11 protein-coding genes are annotated in these 19,033 nt (G+C 65.9%); 6 read left to right on the forward strand and 5 right to left on the reverse strand.

The features are described from left to right. Positions 1-34: 34 nt before the first annotated feature. The 4 genes from V3C40_RS17280 to V3C40_RS17295 all read right to left on the reverse strand — a co-directional run bounded on the left by V3C40_RS17280 (position 35) and on the right by V3C40_RS17295 (position 4,781). Positions 35-1,741 (reverse strand): lactate permease LctP family transporter, encoded by a 1,707-nt coding sequence (locus V3C40_RS17280; RefSeq protein ID WP_219327463.1) that lies wholly within the window; start codon positions 1,739-1,741, stop codon positions 35-37. A 93-nt stretch (positions 1,742-1,834) separates the two neighbouring features. Further along, positions 1,835-3,280: a LutB/LldF family L-lactate oxidation iron-sulfur protein gene (locus tag V3C40_RS17285; RefSeq protein ID WP_331778065.1), complete on the reverse strand. Its 1,446-nt coding sequence runs from the start codon at positions 3,278-3,280 to the stop codon at positions 1,835-1,837. Further along, positions 3,277-3,993, reverse strand: a complete 717-nt coding sequence (locus V3C40_RS17290) for a LutC/YkgG family protein (RefSeq protein ID WP_331778066.1) — start codon at positions 3,991-3,993, stop codon at positions 3,277-3,279. Before V3C40_RS17290 ends, V3C40_RS17285 begins: the two co-directional genes overlap by 4 nt. Further along, positions 3,990-4,781, reverse strand: a complete 792-nt coding sequence (locus V3C40_RS17295; RefSeq protein WP_034752112.1) for a (Fe-S)-binding protein — start codon at positions 4,779-4,781, stop codon at positions 3,990-3,992. Before V3C40_RS17295 ends, V3C40_RS17290 begins: the two co-directional genes overlap by 4 nt. A gap of 139 nt (positions 4,782-4,920) precedes the next feature. Between V3C40_RS17295 and V3C40_RS17300 the strand changes: the two genes are divergently transcribed. From V3C40_RS17300 to V3C40_RS17325, 6 genes are all read left to right on the forward strand, one after another. Further along, complete coding sequence (locus V3C40_RS17300; protein WP_331778067.1) at positions 4,921-5,634, forward strand: FadR/GntR family transcriptional regulator; 714 nt, start codon at positions 4,921-4,923, stop codon at positions 5,632-5,634. Positions 5,635-5,715: 81 nt separating this feature from the next. Further along, entirely contained in the window at positions 5,716-6,129 is a 414-nt protein-coding gene (locus V3C40_RS17305; RefSeq protein WP_331778068.1) for a hypothetical protein, read from the forward strand. 240 nt (positions 6,130-6,369) lie between these two features. After that, complete coding sequence (locus V3C40_RS17310) at positions 6,370-7,161, forward strand: TorF family putative porin (protein WP_331778069.1); 792 nt, start codon at positions 6,370-6,372, stop codon at positions 7,159-7,161. Positions 7,162-7,218: 57 nt separating this feature from the next. After that, positions 7,219-9,282 (forward strand): methyl-accepting chemotaxis protein, encoded by a 2,064-nt coding sequence (locus V3C40_RS17315; protein WP_331778070.1) that lies wholly within the window; start codon positions 7,219-7,221, stop codon positions 9,280-9,282. 141 nt (positions 9,283-9,423) lie between these two features. Continuing rightward, a complete protein-coding gene (locus V3C40_RS17320; RefSeq protein WP_331778071.1) occupies positions 9,424-10,032 on the forward strand; it encodes a hypothetical protein in 609 nt (202 codons plus the stop codon). Between the two features lie 128 nt (positions 10,033-10,160). Beyond that, positions 10,161-11,189 (forward strand): acyl-CoA dehydrogenase, encoded by a 1,029-nt coding sequence (locus tag V3C40_RS17325; RefSeq protein ID WP_331778072.1) that lies wholly within the window; start codon positions 10,161-10,163, stop codon positions 11,187-11,189. A gap of 73 nt (positions 11,190-11,262) precedes the next feature. On the opposite strand, the gene V3C40_RS17330 is transcribed toward V3C40_RS17325, so the two are convergent. Further along, on the reverse strand, positions 11,263-18,897 hold the full coding sequence (locus V3C40_RS17330) for an IPT/TIG domain-containing protein (protein WP_331778073.1): 7,635 nt from the start codon (positions 18,895-18,897) through the stop codon (positions 11,263-11,265). Positions 18,898-19,033 lie beyond the last annotated feature (136 nt).

Raw genomic sequence — 19,033 nt, forward strand, 5'->3', positions numbered from 1 at the left:
TCATCTAGTTTTACTACGTACTTCTACGGACCGCTCAATGCGGAATCATGCCCGTGAACACGTACGCCTGCAGCATGGTGATGATGCCGATGATGACGGCAAACAACAGGCTGTGCTTCAAGGTGAAGCGGAACAGGTCCGATTCCTTGCCCACCAGGCCAGTCGCCGCGCAGGCGACGGCGATCGACTGGGGCGAGATCATCTTCGCCGTCACGCCGCCCGTCGTATTGGCCGCCACCATCAAGGTGTCGGACACGCCGATCTGGTGCGCCGTCGTGTTTTGCAGGGAGCAGAACAAGGCGTTCGACGAGGTGTCGGACCCCGTCAGGAAGACGCCCAGCCAGCCCAGGAACGGCGAGAAGAACGGGAAGGCGGCGCCGCTGCCGGCCAGCAGCAGGGCCAGGGTGGACGACATGCCCGAGTAATTGGCGACAAAGGCAAAGGCCAGCACGAGCCCGATCGAAAGCACGGGACGGCGCAACTCCACGATCGTTTCCACGAACGCCTTCAGACCATCGCGCGGCTTCATGCGCAGCATCAGCATCGACAGCACGGCCGTCAGCAAGATCGCCGTACCCACGGCCGACAGCAGATCGAGCTTGAACACGGCGTCATACGCCTTCGGCTCTGCCACGATGGGCATCGTCTTCATCACCAGCTTGTCGAGGTAAGGCACGTGGATCTTGATGACCAGGCTGGACAAGGCGCCGCCGGCGGCAAACAGTGCCTTGAAGCTGGGCAGGCTCCACACGGTAACGATGGCCGTCAACAGGCCGAACGGCGCCCAGGCGTGCATGGTCTGCGCCATCGTGTAGGGCGAGGCGGCGCGGTTGCCACCGCCGCGCACGGCCGCAGCACCGCCCGCACCGCCAAAGCCGGACAGCGCTGCCGTGCCGCCGCCGACGGCATGCGCCACTTTCGCATTCTTCGGCTGCCACACTTTCAGGAACAGGGTCAGCGACACCAGGCTGACGAGGGCCGAGGTGATGTCCGGCAGTTCAGGGCCGATATGGTTCGACGTGAAATACTGGGTGACGGCAAAGCTCAAACCCGTCACCAGCGCGGCTGGCCACACTTCGCGCACGCCGCGGAATCCATCCATCATGAAGACCAGCCAGAACGGCACCAGCAGCGACAGCAGCGGCAACTGGCGGCCCGCCATGGCGCCGATCAGGAACGGGTCGATGCCCGTCACCTGCCCCGCCACGATGATGGGGATGCCCATGGCGCCGAAGGCCACGGGCGCCGTGTTGGCGATCAGGCACAGGCCCGCCGCATACAGCGGATTGAAGCCCAGGCCAACCAGTAAGGCCGAGGTAATCGCCACGGGCGCGCCGAAGCCGGCCGCCCCTTCCAGAAAAGCGCCGAAGGCAAAGCCGATCAACAGCACCTGCAGGCGCTGGTCGTCCGTGACGGACAGCACGGACGCGCGGATGATGTCGATCTGCCCTGTTTTCACGACGATCTTGTACAGGAAGACGGCCGTGACGATGATCCAGGCGATCGGCCACAAGCCGTACGCAAAACCGTAGCCGGCCGCCGCCAGCGCCTGCGGCACGGGCATGCCATACGCGAAGATGGCGACGGCCAGCGCCAGCGCCAGGGTGACGGCGGCCGCCACATGTCCCTTGATGCGCAGCGCCGCCAGGGCGATGAAGAAGAAAATGATGGGGATGGCTGCCGCCAGCGACGACAGCCACAAGCTGCCGAGCGGTGTATAAAGTTGGGTCCAGGTTTGCATGTCGGGTCTCCTCCGGTGGATGCGGGTTAAGTGAAAAAACGGCTTTTGATGTAATTGTGTGTAGCGTGTTTTTTGCGGTGCTCCGGGAACGGGCTATTCTTCCTGCCCCCGTGCATTGAGCAGGTCGGCCAGGCTGCGCGGCGCCGGCGTCAATGGCTTGCGGTGCTGCGTCCAGCCCAGCTGCGCGCGCGGCGTCAGCATGCGCAGCCGCGTGGCGGCCCAGCGGAACAGCCGGTAGCTGGCGGGGCGCGCGAAGGCGCCGCTCCAGAAGCGCCAGATCAGGCTTTCGCCGCGGCTGAACTTGGCGCCCTGCCCACGCAGCGGATGGCTGACTTCCTCGTTCGGATTGCGGTTGGCTTCCGTGCGCAGGCGCACCAGCAGCTGTGGAATCGGAATGCGTACGGGACATACTTCGCCGCAGGCGCCGCACAGGCTCGATGCGGTGGCCAGATCCGCCGTCGCAGCTAGTCCCAGCAAATGCGGCGAGATGATCTTGCCGATCGGCCCCGGATACGTGGTGCCGTAGGCGTGGCCGCCGATGCGCGTGTAGACGGGACAGTGGTTCATGCAGGCGCCGCAGCGTATGCATTGCAAGGTGGCGCGCAGCTGCTCGTCGGCGTAGGCCTGGCTGCGGCCGTTGTCGAGCAAGACCAGGTGCACTTCGCGCGGCCCATCTTTTTCACCGGCGCGGCGCGGGCCGGAAATCAGGTTGAAATACGTGGTGATGGCCTGGCCCGTGGCCGAGCGCGTCAGGAGGCTGGTCAGTGGCACGATATGTTCGAGCTTGGCCACCACTTTTTCCATGCCCATGATGGCGATGTGCACGTCCGGCACAGACGTCGTCAAGCGGCCATTGCCCTCGTTTTCCACCAGCCACAAGGTGCCCGTGTCGGCCGCCGCGAAGTTCACGCCCGACAGGCCGATATCGGCGTCGACGAAGGCCTGGCGCAGGGCGCGCCGCCCCGTCTGGATCAGGCTGTCGACATCTTCCGTGTAGGGCGCGTCGGGGATATGCTCGGCGAACAGGCCGGCGATGTCGGCCTTCGTCTTGTGAATGGCCGGCATGACGATATGCGACGGCTTTTCGCCGGCCAGCTGCACGATGTACTCGCCCATGTCCGATTCCAGGCACGTCATGCCGCGCGCTTCCAGGTAGTGATTGAGCTCGATTTCCTCGCTGGCCATCGACTTGCCCTTGATGAAGCGCGTCGCCCGGTTCCTTTCGGCGATGGCGTGGATGATGGCATTGGCCTGCTCGCCATCTTCGGCCCAGTGCACCTGCACGCCGGCCGCCGTCAGCTTGTCTTCCAGCTGCACCAGCAAATCGGGCAGGCGCGCCAGCGCGTGCTGGCGCACGGCTTCGCCGATGTCGCGCAGGCGTTCCAGTTCGTCGCCGTCGGGGAATTGCGTCTTGCGCTTGTCCTGTAAAAAATCCATGGCGCCGCGAAAGCTCTGGCGCAGTTTCGGGTCGTCCAGCGCGGCGCGGGCGCGCGCATGGAAGTCGGCCGGCTTGACGAATTGCAGGGGCTTGGCGTTCATGGCTGGCCTCCTTCATGGGCGGACAAATCATCGATGATCAGCACCCACAGCCAGCGCGGGCCGTGCGCGCCATAGGCCAGCGTCTGCTGGATATCCGAGGTTTTCGAGGGACCGGACACCAGCACCAGGTTGGCCGGCATGCCGTCCGCCCAGCGCTCGGCGCGCGCCGCCGCGTGCAAGTCCACGTGCAAGGTGCTCGCATACACGAGGCAGACATGCAGCGGCGGCGCCAGCGACACCGTGCGCGGCGTGGCCGCATCGGGTGCGATGACCAGGGTGCCCGTGGCGGCGATGCCGGAACGGGCGATGGTGAAACCCGCATCGACGGTGTCGAACAGTTCACTTTTCCACTGCGCCAGCGGACGCGTGAATGACAGCGTCTCCACCGCAGGTGGCAAGGCGGCGCGCAAGGCCCGCCCTTCGGCGCTGCCGGTATCGAGCAGCAAACGGCGCACGCCGTGGTCACCGAGGCGCTGCGCCAGCAGGGCGGGCCAGGTGTCCACGCTCACACAGTCGACTTGCGCGTGCGAAGCGCGCAAGGCGGCCTGCATGGCGGCGATCCTGTCCCGTGCCGGCAGCGGCGCCGCGGCGCGGCGCGCCAGGTAGTGCTGGTCGATCGCCGTATCGATGGCATCCACCGCTTCCGGTGCGGCGGGCGCAGCGGCGCGCAGGCGTCCCAGCATGCGTTCGCGGGCGGTCAGGATCGCGCTCATGCCGCGCCTCCCGTGCGGCGCCACAAAAAGCTGGCCATATGCTCGACGGGTAGCGGCGCGCCCTGGTGCTGCGCGGCGTGGCCGATATTGAGCAGGCAGCCGCAGTCGGCCGAGACGAGCCGGTCGCAGCCTGTGGCGCAGGCCGAGGCGATCTTGTCGCTGACCATGGCGCCGGAAATATCGGGGTGCTTCAATGAAAACGTGCCGCCAAAGCCGCAGCATTCCGATTCGCGCTGGTGTTCGATGCGCGTCACGCCGGGCAAGGCGTCGACCAGGGCCATGCCGTGGGTGCGCGTACCCATTTCGCGGCGCGCGCCGCACGAGGTATGCAGCACCACGTTTTCATCGGCCTGCGCGGCGGCGCCCATGCCGGCCAGGTCGAGCTGCAGCACGCAGACGAGAAATTCGCTCAGTTCATACACGCGTTCGGCCAGTTCTATCGCCTTGGGGCCGGCGACGGGGTCGTCCTGGAACAGCTGCGGCCAATGGTGGCGCATCATGCCGGCGCAGGAACCGGACGGCACGATCACGGGCCACGGCTGCGCGAACAGATCGAGTTGGGCGCGGGCCACGGCGCGCGCCTGTTCCGGATTGCCGCTACTGTAAGCGGGCTGGCCGCAGCAGCTCTGGCCGCGCGGATAATGCACGAGCAAGCCTTCCCGCTCCAGCAGGCGTACGGCATCAAGGCCCGCCTGCGGCACGAACAGGTCGACCAGGCAGGTGGCGAACAGGTACACCTGCGGCGGTGGCGATGGATAGTGGCGTGGCTGGCGCGGGTCTGGCTGCATGCGTTGTCTCCCCGGCGCTCTGTGTGTTGCTGCGGCGCCGCTGTGTGTTGTTAAGAATGACCGGTTCACGCATAATTCCAGCTTCCGCAAGCCACTTCAAATTGCTCGGACCACTTTAAAACAACACCGGAAGACATCGATGGCGACAGGCATGCAAACGCGGGGCAGGGTCGAGATGGTGATGCGCAGGCTGGAAACGGCCCTGCTGGACGGCAGCTTGCCAGCGGGGGCGCAGCTGCCGGCAGAACGCCTGCTGGCGCAGCAATATGCAGTCTCGCGCAACACCGTGCGCGAAGCGGTGCAGCGGCTGGCGGCGCGGGGCCTCGTGCGCAGCCGGCGCGGTGCCGGCGTGTTCGTGACCGATCAATTGCGCACCGGCATGGCTTCGCCGTGGAGCCAGCTGGTGGCCGACCACCCCGCCCTGCGCGACGACATCCTGGAATTTCGCCGCGTGCTGGAAGGGGCGACCGCCTACTTTGCTGCGCAGCGGGCCAGCGGGGACGAGCGCGCGCAGATCATGGCGCTGCTGGCCGAGCTGGAACAGGCGCGCGCCAGCGACGACAAGCACGGCGAGGCGCAGGCCGACGCGCGGCTGCATGAAGTCATCGCGCAGGCGTCGCACAACACCATGTTTTTACACTTGCACACCAGCATCATCGGCATGCTGCGCGAACACATCACCATCAATGGCACGGGCTTGCGCCAGCAGGACGAGGCCACCTCGCTGCACCTGCTGTCGCAGCACCGCACCCTGTGCGTAGCAATCTGCGCCAGCCAGCCCGAGGAAGCGCGTACGGCCATGCAAAGCCACATCGATTTCGTGCGCACGCGCGTCACCAGCGATGACGATTGAGGCCACTGGTAGGACCAGTACCTGCGCACAGCGGACGCAAAAACTGCTACCATCGCGCGCCGCCAACTGATCCCTCCTGCCATGACCGTCCTCGCCCACACCCATCCGCTGGTGCTCCAGCTGGAAAACGACTTGCTGCCCCTGTTTCGCGCCGCCCTATCGCCACTAGCGGCCGCCGCGCCACGGGCGCTCGCCTCTGTCTTCGCCTTTTCCAGCGGCACGGCCAGCGCCTTCCAGGATTATCACTTCGGCATTTCCTGCCTGCTCGCAGACGTGCCCGACGATGCCCCGGAAGAAGTCGCCCTGCTGGTCGGCGTCACGGGCCTCGATGCCGGCGCCCGGCTCAGCGCCCAGGTCGTTTGGGGCCAGCCATCGGGCCAGGTGGAAATGCAGGTGGAAATGCAGGCAGATGACTTGCCAACCCTGCATGCCGCCCTGCCCGGCTTGCTGGCCGGCTTGCAACAGGCAGCCAGCCGGGGCGCACCAGCAAGATGACAGGTGCATGAAAAAGTGCCAGGAAACAACAACTTACGCTTTCCTCTACGCAACTTTGTTGACTTCCACTAGCCCCAGCCCCTATCCTTTCAGTTACGTTTGGTGAGAATGTGTGCGTGTTCATGCGAGCATGCAGGCGGCATCGCCTTGCCTCCCAAAAAGTCCATTCCGCATTTTTATTGCAACCATCAGGGCAACGCGCCTGAACGGCCGCTGCCAGCAAATACGGAGCTGACTGCCATGCCATCGCACCACCATTTTCCTGCCACACCCTTGCTCGGCTGTCTGTTCCTGCTGGCCACCCTGCCCGTGCAGGCGCAAACCACGGACATCCCGGCCGCCACCTTTACCGCCAATGCCAGTCTCACGTCGCAATACATTTCGCGCGGCTTTCGCCAGACCTGGGGCAAGCCGGCGCTGCAGGCGGGGGCCGACTACGCGCACCCGAGCGGCTGGTCGCTGGGCACGTGGGCGTCCACCGTCAGCGACCGCTATATCGAGGATGCGAGCATCGAATGGGACGTGTACGGCGGCTACAGCGGCACGGTCGGTGAACTCGGCTACAGCGTGCTGGCCTACTATTACAAATATCCGGGCGCCGTCTACCGCGCCACGGGCGTGAAGTACGACTATGGCGAACTGTCGCTGGGCCTCAGCTACAAGATGCTGTACGCCAAGTACAACCGCACGGTCACGCCGGACTTCTTCGGCATCACCAATGCGCGCGGCACGGGTTACCTGGACGTGGGCGCGAATGTCGACCTGGGCAATGCCTGGACCTTGAACCTGCACGCCGGCAATGGCCGGGTGGCGGGCACGGGCAACGCCATGTGGAACTGGCGCGACGCCAAGATCGGTGTCACCCGGACCTTCGACGGCGGCTGGAGCGCCAGCGCCGCCGTCACGCGCGCCTGGGGCGCCACCGATGCCTACGACCATTACACCTTGGGCATCCCGAATGCGGCCGGCCAGTTCGACACGTCGAATCCCGCCGCGACCACCTTGGTCGTGGCCATCAGCAAGACGTTCTAGGCGCGCCACCCGCGACGCCCATGACACCAATACCCCTCCCCATCAAGGAACAGCATCATGCAACTCTCACTGAACAGTAAAATCTGCGTCGCCGCCACCGCGCTCGCCATCCTCAGCCTCGGCGTCACGGCGGCCGTGATCGGCTACAAGAGCAGCGCCAGCGCCGAAGCGGCCGCGCTGGACCTGGCGCGCACGTCGGCGCGCGAAGTGGCGGGTGCATTGCAGGCGCGCATCGCCAGCAACCTGTCCAGCGTGTCCAGCCTGGCCGGCGCCATGCGCGGCACCAAAAGCGCCAGCCTGCCCCTGCAGCGCGAACAGATCAATGAACTGACCAAGGCAACATTGACCAGTTCGGAAGACTTGCTGGGCTCGGCCGTGACGTGGGAGCCGAACGCGCTCGACGGCAAGGATGCGGAGTTCGCCAACCAGAAGCCGAACTACGACGCCAGCGGCCGCTTCATGCCCTACTGGACACGGGGCGCCGGCGGCAAGCTGCAAGTCGAACCCATCGTCTTCGACCCGAAACCGGGCGCCAACGACTGGTATGACGTGCCCAAGCGCACCGGCAAGACCTACTTTACGGAACCGTACATCTACCCCGTCGATGGCAAGAATGTACTGATGGCTTCGCTGGTGGCGCCCATCATGATCGACGGCAGCTTCAAGGGCGTGGCCAGCGCCGACTTCATGCTTACGCGCCTGGCGAAAATCCTCGCCGACCTGAAAGTGATCGAGGGCGGCAAGCTGGCCCTGATCTCGAACGGCGGCCTGTACGCGAGCCACCCCGTGCCCGAGCGGCTGGGCAAGAAGGCCGACGACGTGCCTGCCGCCGGCCTGGAAAAAGTGCGCCAGGGCCAGGCGTATGAATACGAGGACGACAACGGTTACATCCATTTGCTGCAGCCGCTGCAGATCCACCCCGATATCGCGCCCTGGAGCGTGGAGCTGAATTTCCCGAAAAGCGTGGCCACGGCCTCTGCGCGCGACCTGATGATCTACACCCTGATCGTCGCCCTGCTGTGCGCGGCGGCCACGGCCGGCATTCTGATTCTGGTCGTCAACCAGTTGACGCGTCCCCTGCGCACCCTGGGTCGCACCATGACGGACCTGTCGAGCGGCGACGCCGACCTGCGCGTCAAGCTGGAAGTCAAGGGCACGGACGAGCTGGCCGTGATCGGCAAGGGTTTCAACGCCTTCGTGGAAAAGATCCACGCCGTGCTGCTGCAAGTGCAGGCCAGTGCCGACAACGTGGCGCGTGCCAGCGCGGAAATTGCGCAAGGCAATAACGACCTGTCGGCCCGCACGGAACAGCAAGCCAGTTCACTGGAAGAAACGGCCGCTTCGGTGGAAGAGCTGACGGGCACGGTCAAGGAAAACGCCGACCATGCGCGCCAGGCGAATCAACTGGCCGCATCCGCCTCCAGCGTGGCGCAAAAGAGCGGCGAAGTGGTCGGCAAGGTGATTGAAACGATGACCTCGATTAACGACTCGTCGAACAAGATCGTCGATATCATTTCCGTCATCGACGGAATCGCTTTCCAGACGAACATCCTGGCCTTGAACGCGGCCGTGGAAGCGGCGCGCGCGGGCGAACAGGGCCGCGGTTTCGCCGTCGTCGCCACGGAAGTGCGCAACCTGGCGCAACGCTCGGCGGCGGCCGCCAAGGAAATCAAGCTGCTGATCGACGACTCCGTCGGCAAGGTGGCGGCCGGCAGCAAGCTCGTCGACGAAGCCGGCGCCACCATGGAACAGGTGGTCGACAGCGTGCGCAAGGTCACCGCCATCATGGCCGACATCAGCGTCGCCACCACCGAGCAAAGCGACGGCATCGCCCAGGTCAACCAGGCGCTGGCGCAAATGGATGGCGTGACGCAGCAGAACGCGGCCCTGGTCGAGGAAGCGGCAGCCGCCGCCGAAAGCCTGCAAGACCAGGCCAGCCATCTGGCCGAGGTGGTCAGCGTGTTCAAGCTGGGTGCACAGCAGCAAACGACGCCGCAGGCAATGCCGGCGGTGAAAAAATCAGCGCCGCTGCCAGCCAAGCGCCTGAGCGTTGCCAAGCCGGCGCCCGCGGAAAGAGCGCAGGCCAAGGCGCCGGCCGGCGATGATTGGGAAGAGTTTTAAGCCTGTCTTGCCAGGCGGCTGCGAGTGCCCTTGATCTATATCAAGTCACGAATACATTCGGTGAGAATTGCCCCTGATCCATCCTTTTATACTGTTGCCGCGTCTACGGCACGCATGCTTGCCGGAATAAAAGGATGGAGCATGAAAAAATTCGTGGCAATATTCCTGACATCAAGCACGGCACTGCTGGCTGGCTGCGGCGGTGGCGGCAGCAGTGATCCAGGCAATTCCAATGCAGGCTCGACCCTGGCACCCTACGTCGGTACCTGGCAAGCGCCGTGCGACGAACATGAACGCCAGACCATGGTGGTCGCAGCCAAGGCCGATGGCAGCGGCGCGATGGAACTGACCTCCACCATCGAAACCTATCTCAAGACCGGCTGCAGCGGCACCTTGCTGGGCACGGAAACCATGACCGCAAAGATGAGCGCGACACCGGATGGCGTGGCCGATGTTCTCGTCAAGCTGACGGAGAATGGAGCCGCCAGCAATGTGCGCATCGACAAGCTGAACCTGTCCATGCCCGCCTATACCTTCAACGTCACGGGACCTGGCGTGCAATACGTGAAGAAAGATGGCAAACAGCAATGGTGCATCGAATATGAAGGCGGCTCCACCTGCCTGCTCGACGAAGGCATGCGCCCGGCGCAAACCATTAAAGGCGGCATCCTCTTGCGCGACAACAAGCTCTACACCTTATCGCATAACGGCAGCAGTTATGAGCCCGACATGCTGTACGTGAAAAAATAAGCGCGTGACTGGCTGCGGGGCCCACGGCCCTGCTGCTTCATGGCCTCGAGCCCGTCAGCGAGGGTAGGTGTAGAATCGAACAGACATTGCAAAAGCAGAAAGCTATCCTGTTAAAAAAGGAGCTTGCCATGTCGACCAACGCTTTCTCCCTGCCGTCCGACGCCGCGCTGGCCACCCTCTTGCCGCCGCAGGACAGCGCCTTCACCCCCATCGACGGCTTGCGGCGCCTGCGCGACGCGGGCCTGGACCAGCTGCCGCTGCCCGGCCACGGCGCCACCCTGCGGCGCTGGCAAATGCTGGCCGCCATCGCCGCCATCGACCTGTCCCTGCTCAAGCTGTACGAAGGCCATACGGATGCGCTGGCCATCCTAGCGGAACTCGGCGGCCCCGGCGCGCCGGCCGGCAGCAGCTGGGGCGTCTGGAGCGCGGACATGCCGGACGCGCGCGTGCGCTTGCGGCAGATGGCCGATGGCCGCCATGTGCTCGACGGGCGCAAGGCCTGGTGTGCCGGCGCACATGGCCTCAGCCATGCCTTGATCAGCTGCTGGAACGACGCTCACCAGGCTTGCCTGGCCACCGTAGACCTGTCGCAGCCCGGCGTGCGCGTCACGGACGAAGGCTGGCAAGCCATCGGCATGCGCGCCTGCGCCAGCGTCGACGTGACCTTTTCCGCTGCGCGCGTCTTTCCCGTCGGCGCGCCAGGCGCCTATCTTGAGCGGCCCGGCTACTGGCATGGCAGCGCCGGCATCGCGGCCGCGTGGTATGGCGCCGCCTGCGCCATCGCCAGCCACCTGCATGCGCGCGCGCAGCACGCCGCCCCCGATCCCGTGCGCCTGGCCCAACTGGGCCAGATCGACTGCGCCCTGCGCGCGGCCGGCGCCCTGCTGCGCGAAGGCGCTGCCGAGATCGACGCGCATCCGCAACGCGACGCCATGGCCCTGGCGCTGCGCCTGCGCCTGGCCGTGGAAGACGCGGCCACCCTGGTGCTGCACCTGGCCACGCGCGCGCTGGGTGCCGGTCCCCTGTGCCGCGATGCCCATTTCGCGCGCCTGGCGGCCGACCTGCCAGTCTTCCTGCGCCAGAGCCATGCGGAACGCGACCAGGCCGTGCTGGGCGGCATCGTCGCCGGCGCGGAAGAACATCCGTGGACGCTGTGAGGGCGCGCAGACAAAAAAATCGCCGGACCGGATGGACTCCGGGCCGGCGATCAGGACTAGTCTGACTGGATGATTACTTGAGCGGCATCGCGATACCGAACATCACCGACTGGGTACGTCCGCTATCGATATTCAGATTGCTGTTGTAGTCGAGGGTGATGGTCATGCCGTTCGACAGCAGTAGTTTGACGCCCAGCCCCGCCGCCCAGTTGCCCGTCTGCTGCGGCACCGTGCGGATCACGTACACGGGGCCTTCGGCCACCAGGTCGGCATATGCCAGGCGCGCATCATCGGCGCCCTGGAACTGGTGCCGGTACTCGAGCCGTGCGCGCGGGAACCACGTGCCCAGGCCGCCCACATAGATGCCCTCGGCCCGCACACCGAGCGCGCCGATGCGCGAACGCACGGTCTGCTTGAAGTAGCTCAGAGCGTTGATGCCCGCCGCCTTTTCCGTGTACGGATCGAGCTTGGCCGACATCAGTTCCACGCGGCCGTATGGCGACCACATCCAGGTGTCCTGGCGCATCTCGATACCGCCCACCAGCGCGCCGAACACTTGCTTGCCGTCGCGTTCGCCGGTGGCGAAACCGCTGCCATCGGCGAGGTAGCGCGACGCGTCGTATTGCAAGGTGCCGTAGCCGAGCACGCCGTCAAGGAAGACGCCCTTGCTCGGACGCAGGCTGCCATACACGGCCGCCACCGCGCTGTCGGCCGTGCTGCGGCTGCCATTCTGGCCCACGTCGCTGCGGTCATGGCTGAAGCCGGCGCCCACGCCCAGGGTGGCCAGGTCGCTGAGGCGGTAATCGCCCCCCACGCTCACGCCGTTGGTGCGGAAACGGAAGCCCGTATCGCGGCCGTTCACATAGTGCTGGCCAAAGTCCACTGCGCCACCGAGCCACAGAGCCAGCGCCTGCTTCTGCGTGTCGGGCTTTTGCGGCATGTCCGGCAAGCCGTTCGTGGCGCCGCTGACATCGACCTGCTGCCGTTCATCGCTGCTGAAACCGGCGCCTGGCTGGCGCAAGGCCGCCTTGCGCATGAACGGTTTGACGGCCGTGCCGAACACGCGGTCCGCTTCGTCCGCCTGCCAGCGCGCCAGCGCCGCCGTCGGGTTGCCGCTGTCGTTCGGCGGCGTCAGGCTCAGGCCAAAGCTGGAACGTCCCCAGCCATCGCCATGCAGGCTTTCCAGGCGCTGCGTGAAGTTCGACAGCTGTGCGCTGGCGAAACGCCGCGCCGCATCCGCTTGCGCCGCCTGCAGGCCGATCACTTCCGGATCGACCGACGGATCGCGCCGCGCCGTCACCGTCACGTTGACGACACCCGGCTTCGAGGTGGCATACGCATTGCTCAGGGTGTAGCTGACGACGGCCGCGCCGGCGAACTTGCCCGAGGCCGCAAAGCTCAGCTGGTACGACGGCTTGCCGGCCGTGCCGATATCGCGCACCACCACCTTGCCCGCTTCCGCCGGCGCCACGCTCAGGATATTCGCCGCCGTGAACGGGCCACCCGTGGCGCCCGCCGTCAGGTCCACAGTGACCGTCAAGCCGGCCACCACCGTGACGCTCTGGCTGAGCACTTGCGGCATCGGATTGACGGTAATCGTCGAGGTCACCGGCGCCGAGGTGCCGAAGGCGTTCGACAAGGTATAGCCGATGCGGATCTCGCCGCTGGTATTGATGCCTGGCGTGTAGACGATGTCCATGCCATTGACCACCGCCGTGCCGCTGGCAGGTTGCGTCGTGATGGCCACGGCCGTGAACGGCCCGCCCGTGGCGCCGTCCGTCACCGGCAGGGTCACCGGCGTGCCGGCCAGGACCGTGGCCGTCTTCGCCACCGGTACGGGCACGGGCCGCGGCGCCACCGTCACGCTGATTGTCGCGGGGGCGGAGGTGCCGCCCGGGCCCGTCGCCGTGTAGCTGAAGGCGTCCGGACCGAAGTAGTTGGCATTCGGCACATACATCACCTTGAAGGCGCGATTGCCGCCCCCCGCCGCGCCGCTCGACACCACCGTGACGGTGCCATGCTGCGGCGGCGTGACGATGGTCACTGCCGTGATCGGGCTGCCATCCGTGGAAGCGATGGTCAAACTCACTTCCTGGTTGGCCGACGTCGTCGCCGTTTCATTGGCCACCGGCGGCGGCGCCTGGTTCACCAGCAGGGTCAAGGCTTGCTGCACCGTGAACTGGTGCGTGTCCTTCGCTTGCAAGGTGAAGTTGTAGCTGCCCGCCACCGTCGGCGTACCGCTCAACACACCGGTCGCCGCATCGAGCGCCAGGCCCGTCGGCAAGGCGCCGCCGCTCACGGCATACGCATACGGCGCCACGCCGCCGCCAGCCGTGAATGGCTGGCTGTACGCGTCGCCGGCACGGATCGCCGCCAAACTGGCCGGCGTCAGGCTCAAGGTGGGTGCCGCGACGGCCAGGGTGTAGCTGTTGGTCGTGCTGAACGGCGCCCCCACGCCCGTGCTGCTGTCCGTGACCTTGATGCTGAACGGGAAACTACCCGCCACATTCGTCGTGCCGGACAGCACGCCGGTGGATGCGTTCAGGCTCAGGCCCGCTGGCAGCGAACCAATCACGGCGAAGCTGTAGGGTGCCGTGCCGCCCGTCGCCGTCAGGGTCGTGCTGTAGGCCGCTTCCGCCGTCGGGTTGGGCAGGCTGGCCGGGGTCAGGGCCAGTGTTGCCGACGCCACAGGCAAGACATAGTTTTTCGTTACCGTGAACTGACGTGTATCCGTCACTGTAACGCTCAGCGCAAAACTGCCGGCTGCTGTTGGCGTACCGCTCAGTGCACCGCTGGTACTCAGCGTCATGCCGGCTGGAACGGTACCGGTGACCGCAAACGCGTATGGCCCGATACCGCCATTGGCCGTCAGTTGCTGGCTGTAAGCCGTACCAACAGTAGCGCCCGGCAAGCTGGCTGGCGAGATGCCCATCGCGGCCGTCACCGTCAAGATATAGCTTTGCGCTGCCTGGGTATTCACGCCAGCCACTGCGGCCTGCGTCGCGGTGATGTTGCTGGTCCCTGCGGCCACGGTCGTGATGACGCCAGAGCTGCTGACGGTGGCCACGCCAGCATTTGAGCTGGTATAGCTGATGGCGCCATAACTGCCGCCCGCGAGGCTGGAAGTCGCCACGTTGGTCAAGCTATTTCCCAATGGGACCGATGCCGCAGTCGGTGTTGCAAACGTGATGACGCCGGTCGGAATATACGTAAATTGATCCGCAGCGTTGCTGGCACTGGTACCACCAACCGTGGTGACTTTCACGTCTACCACGCCCAGGCTGCCCGATGGACTGGTGGCCGTGATCTGCGTAGCACTGTTGACCGTGAAGCTGGTGGCATTGGCGCCACCGAATCGCACCGCCGTGGCACCGCCAAATCCCGTGCCGGTGACGATCACGCTGGTGCCGCCGGCAATGGGACCGAAAGCGGGCGCAACACCGGCAACTGCCGGTAACGTCACATAGGTGAACTGGTCCGCCGCACCGGTGGCGCTGGTGCCACCGGTCGTGGTGACACGCACATCGACCGTGCCGGAGCCGCTTGGCGCCGTGGCCGTGATCTGCGTGGCGCTGTTGACCGTGAAGCTGCTCGCCGCCGTGGCGCCAAACGTCACTGCCGTCGCGCCGGTAAAACCCGTGCCGGTGATCGTGACGCTGGTGCCGCCCGCCGTTGGACCAGCTGCGGGCGACAGACCGCTCACCACCGGGGCGCCCACATACGTGAACTGATCCGCAGCAACGGCAGCACTGGTGCCGCCAACCGTCGTGATGCGCACATCGACCGTGCCGGAACCGGCCGGTGCCGTTGCCGTGATCTGTGTGGCGCTGTTGACGGTGAAGCCGGTCGCCGCCGTGGCGCCGAAAGTCACCGCCGTGGCGCCGGCAAAGCCGGTGCCGGTAATGGTGACGCTGGTGCTACCCGTCGTAGGACCGGCCGTGGGCGACAAAGCGCTCACCACCGGTGCAGCGACATACGTAAATTGATCGGCGGCGTTGGTGGCGCTGATACCGCCAATGGCCGTGACGCGCACATCGACCGTGCCAGAGCCACTTGGCGCCGTCGCCGTGATCTGCGTAGCGCTGTTCACAGTAAAACTAGTGGCCGCCGTGCCGCCAAAGGTGACCGCCGTGGCACCGGTAAAGCCGGAGCCGTTAATGGTGACGCTGGTGCCGCCCGTGGCCGGTCCGTTGACAGGAGAAATACTGGCGACCGCCGGTGCCAGCACGTACGTGAACTGGTCCGCCGCACCGGTGGCGCTGGTGCCACCGGTCGTGGTGACACGCACATCGACCGTGCCGGAGCCGCTTGGCGCCGTGGCCGTGATCTGCGTGGCGCTGTTGACCGTGAAGCTGCTCGCCGCCGTGGCGCCAAACGTCACTGCCGTCGCGCCGGTAAAACCCGTGCCGGTGATCATGACGCTGGTGCCGCCTGCCGTTGGACCGGCCGCGGGCGACAAGCCGCTTACCACCGGTGCCCCCACATACGTGAACTGGTCCGCCGCGCTGGTGGCGCTAGTGCCGCCAACCGTGGTGATGCGTACATCGACCGTACCCGTGCCGGCAGGCGCCGTCGCAGTGATCTGCGTGGCGCTGTTGACCGTAAAGCCGGTCGCCGCGGTGGCGCCAAACGTCACCGCCGTCGTGCCGCTGAAATTCGAACCGCTGATGGTGACCGTGGTGCCGCCCGTCGTGGGACCTGCCGTCGGAGAAATGCTGCTGATCGCCGGTGCCGCTACGTACGTAAACTGATCCGCCGCGCTGGTGGCGCTGGTGCCACCCGTCGTGGTGACGCGCACATCCACCGTGCCGGTGCCGCTGGGCGTCGTGGCCGTGATCTGCGTGGCACTGTTGACCGTGAAGCCGGTCGCCGCCATGGCGCCGAAGGTCACCGCCGTCGTCCCGCTAAAACCCGTGCCCGTGATGGTGACCGTGGTACCGCCGGTGGCCGGACCGGCAGTCGGCGAAATGCTCGTCACTGCCGGCACCGCCGCATAGGTAAATTGATCATTTGCACTGGTATTGCTCGTGCCGCCCGCCGTGGTCACGCGCACGTCGACCGTGCCTGCACTACCGGCAGGCGCCGTCGCCGTGATCTGCGTGGCGCTGTTGACTGTAAAGCCGGTGGCTGCCGTGGCACCGAAGGTCACAGCCGTCGTGCCGCTAAACCCCGTGCCGGTGATGATAACCGTGGTGCCGCCGGTGGTAGGACCCGAGGTGGGTGAAATACCGCTCACCACCGGTGCACCCACATACGTGAACTGGTCCGCCGCGCTGGTGGCACTGGTGCCTCCAACCGTGGTGATGCGCACATCCACGGTACCCGTGCCGGCCGGCGCCGTTGCCGTGATCTGCGAGGCGCTGTTGACGGTAAAGCCCGTGGCCGCCGTGGCGCCAAAGGTCACCGCCGTCGTACTGGCAAAACCCGTGCCGGTGATGATGACCGTGGTGCCGCCCGTCGTGGGCCCCGCCGTCGGCGAAATGCCGCTGACCACCGGTGCCGCCACGTACGTGAACTGGTCCGCCGCGCTGGTCGCGCTGGTGCCACCCGTCGTCGTGACGCGCACGTCGACCGTGCCGGCGCTGCCGGCTGGCGCCGTGGCCGTGATCTGCGTGGCGCTGTTGACCGTGTAGCCAGTCGCCGCCGTGGCGCCAAAGGTCACGGCCGTGGCGCCCGTAAAGCCCGAGCCCGTGATGGTGACGCTCGTGCCGCCGGTAACCGGACCGGCAGCGGGCGAAATGCTCGTCACCGCCGGCACCGCCGCATAGGTGTACTGATTCCCGGCGCCGGTGGCGCTGGTGCCGCCGGCCGAAGTGACGCGCACGTTGACCGTGCCGGCGCTGCCCGCCGGCGCCGTCGCCGTGATCTGCGTGGCGCTGTTGACCGTGTAGCCGGTCGCTGCCGTGGCGCCGAAGGTCACGGCCGTCGTGCCGCTAAAGCCCGTGCCTGTAATGATGACCGTGGTGCCGCCGGCAGTTGTGCCGGCGGTGGGCGAAATGCTGCTCACCACTGGTGCGGCCACATAGGTAAATTGATCGGCGGCGCTGGTGGCGCTGGTGCCGCCCGCCGTGGTCACGCGTACATCCACGGTACCCGTGCCCGCTGGCGCCGTCGCCGTGATCTGCGTGGCGCTGTTGACGGTAAAGCCCGTCGCCGACGTGGCGCCGAAGGTCACCGCCGTCGTGCCGCTAAAGCCCGTACCGGTGATGGTGACCGTGCCGCCGCCAGTGGCCGGGCCGGCCGTGGGCGAAATGCTCGTCACCGTCGGCGCCGCCACATAGGTAAACTGGTCCGCCGCGCTGGTGGCGCTGGTGCCGCCCGTCGTGGTCACGCGTACGTCGACCGTGCCGCTGCCACTCGGTGCCGTCGCCGTGATCTGCGTGGCGCTGTTGACCGTAAAGCCGGTCGCTGCCGTGGCGCCGAAGGTCACGGCCGTGGCGCCCGTAAAGCCCGTGCCCGTGATGGTGACGCTGGTGCCGCCGGCGGTAGGACCTGCCGTGGGTGAAATGCTGGTGACCGTCGGCGCAGGAATATACGTGAACTGGTTGGCGGCGCCGGTGGCGCTGGTGCCGCCGCTGGCGGTGACGGTGACGTTCACGGTGCCGGCGCTGCCGGCTGGCGACGTGGCGGTCATGGTCGTGGCGTTGACGACGGTAATGGCGACGCCATTGTTGGCGCCAAACTTCAGCGCCGTGACGCCCGTAAAGCCGGTACCGGTAATGGTGACGGCCGTGCCGCCAGTGCTGGGGCCGGACGCAGGCGTCACGCCTGTGATGGTCGGCGGCGGCTGGGCATTGATCACAAGGGAATAGCTTCTGGACGTGTTGTACGGTCCATTGCCGCCCGTGACATCGGTGGATTTGATCACAAAGTTATAGGTACCCAGGGCGGTGGGCGTGCCCGAAAGCAGGCCGCTGCTCGACATGTTCAGGCCCGTGGGCAAGGCACCCGACTCCACCACATAGGTATAGGGCGCGGTGCCATTCGCGGTCGACATCTGCTGGCTATAGGGCGTCGCCAAGCCTCCCGCCGTCAGGGTGGTGGGGGTGATGGACAAGATCGGTACGGCGATCGACACGGAATAGTTCTTGATGACCACCTGCGGCGTGCCCGGGGTCGAGTCGGTAACCTTGACGCCGAACACATAGGCGCCGGTAGCCGTCACGGTGCCGGAAATCACGCCGCTCGGCGATACGCTGATACCGGGTGGCAAGGTGCCGGAATCGAGCACATAGGTGTATGGAGCGATGCCGCCACTCGACGACATTGTCTGGCTGTAAGGTGTGCCGATCACGGGCGCGGTCAAACTGCCCGGCAACACCGTAAAGGCGGCCGCCGCGGGCGCGACTGTCACGGTGAAAGTCACCTCCTTGCTATCCTCGTCGAGCAGGATAAAACTGTCGGACAGCGCCCCGTCGCCATTGTTGATATAGGTGGCGATGCCATCGCTGTTATTGACGAGGCCTGTAATCGTGCCGTGCAAGGGCGTCGCGTTATTGTCAATCAGGCCGAATCCGCTGCAGGACGACAGGTCGATGATATGCGAGCCGCCCGAGGCGACTGAAAAACTCTGGCTGGCCGTACATTTCACGCTCGGCACGGCCTGCGCAGGATTGGCGACGAACGCAAGCATCAGCAGGCACAGCGCAGCGAACCACTGCCCGAGACGGCAAGCTAACAACGTCCCGCTGGCGCCGCGATCCGACATTCGTTTCCGATTTCCAGCAAACAAGGCGAGCAGAAAAGAAAGTGCCGGACGGCCGATGATGTCGTTGCAAATACGCGACATAGTTTCTCCAATACAGAGTTTTTCAGACAAAAATGAAGGTGATTTCAGGCCGTCA

Origin of the sequence: Janthinobacterium sp. LS2A, assembly GCF_036543145.1 — a bacterium.
In the GTDB taxonomy this organism is placed as follows: Bacteria; Pseudomonadota; Gammaproteobacteria; order Burkholderiales; family Burkholderiaceae_D; genus Janthinobacterium; species Janthinobacterium aestuarii.

Bases quoted from the DNA above. Each gene is read 5' to 3' on its own strand.
- V3C40_RS17280 (WP_219327463.1), bottom strand. From the start codon at position 1,741: ATGCAAACCTGGACCCAACTTTATACACCGCTCGGCAGCTTGTGGCTG.
- V3C40_RS17285 (WP_331778065.1), bottom strand. From the start codon at position 3,280: ATGAACGCCAAGCCCCTGCAATTCGTCAAGCCGGCCGACTTCCATGCG.
- V3C40_RS17290 (WP_331778066.1), bottom strand. From the start codon at position 3,993: ATGAGCGCGATCCTGACCGCCCGCGAACGCATGCTGGGACGCCTGCGC.
- V3C40_RS17295 (WP_034752112.1), bottom strand. From the start codon at position 4,781: ATGCAGCCAGACCCGCGCCAGCCACGCCACTATCCATCGCCACCGCCG.
- V3C40_RS17300 (WP_331778067.1), top strand. From the start codon at position 4,921: ATGGCGACAGGCATGCAAACGCGGGGCAGGGTCGAGATGGTGATGCGC.
- V3C40_RS17305 (WP_331778068.1), top strand. From the start codon at position 5,716: ATGACCGTCCTCGCCCACACCCATCCGCTGGTGCTCCAGCTGGAAAAC.
- V3C40_RS17310 (WP_331778069.1), top strand. From the start codon at position 6,370: ATGCCATCGCACCACCATTTTCCTGCCACACCCTTGCTCGGCTGTCTG.
- V3C40_RS17315 (WP_331778070.1), top strand. From the start codon at position 7,219: ATGCAACTCTCACTGAACAGTAAAATCTGCGTCGCCGCCACCGCGCTC.
- V3C40_RS17320 (WP_331778071.1), top strand. From the start codon at position 9,424: ATGAAAAAATTCGTGGCAATATTCCTGACATCAAGCACGGCACTGCTG.
- V3C40_RS17325 (WP_331778072.1), top strand. From the start codon at position 10,161: ATGTCGACCAACGCTTTCTCCCTGCCGTCCGACGCCGCGCTGGCCACC.
- V3C40_RS17330 (WP_331778073.1), bottom strand. From the start codon at position 18,897: ATGTCGGATCGCGGCGCCAGCGGGACGTTGTTAGCTTGCCGTCTCGGG.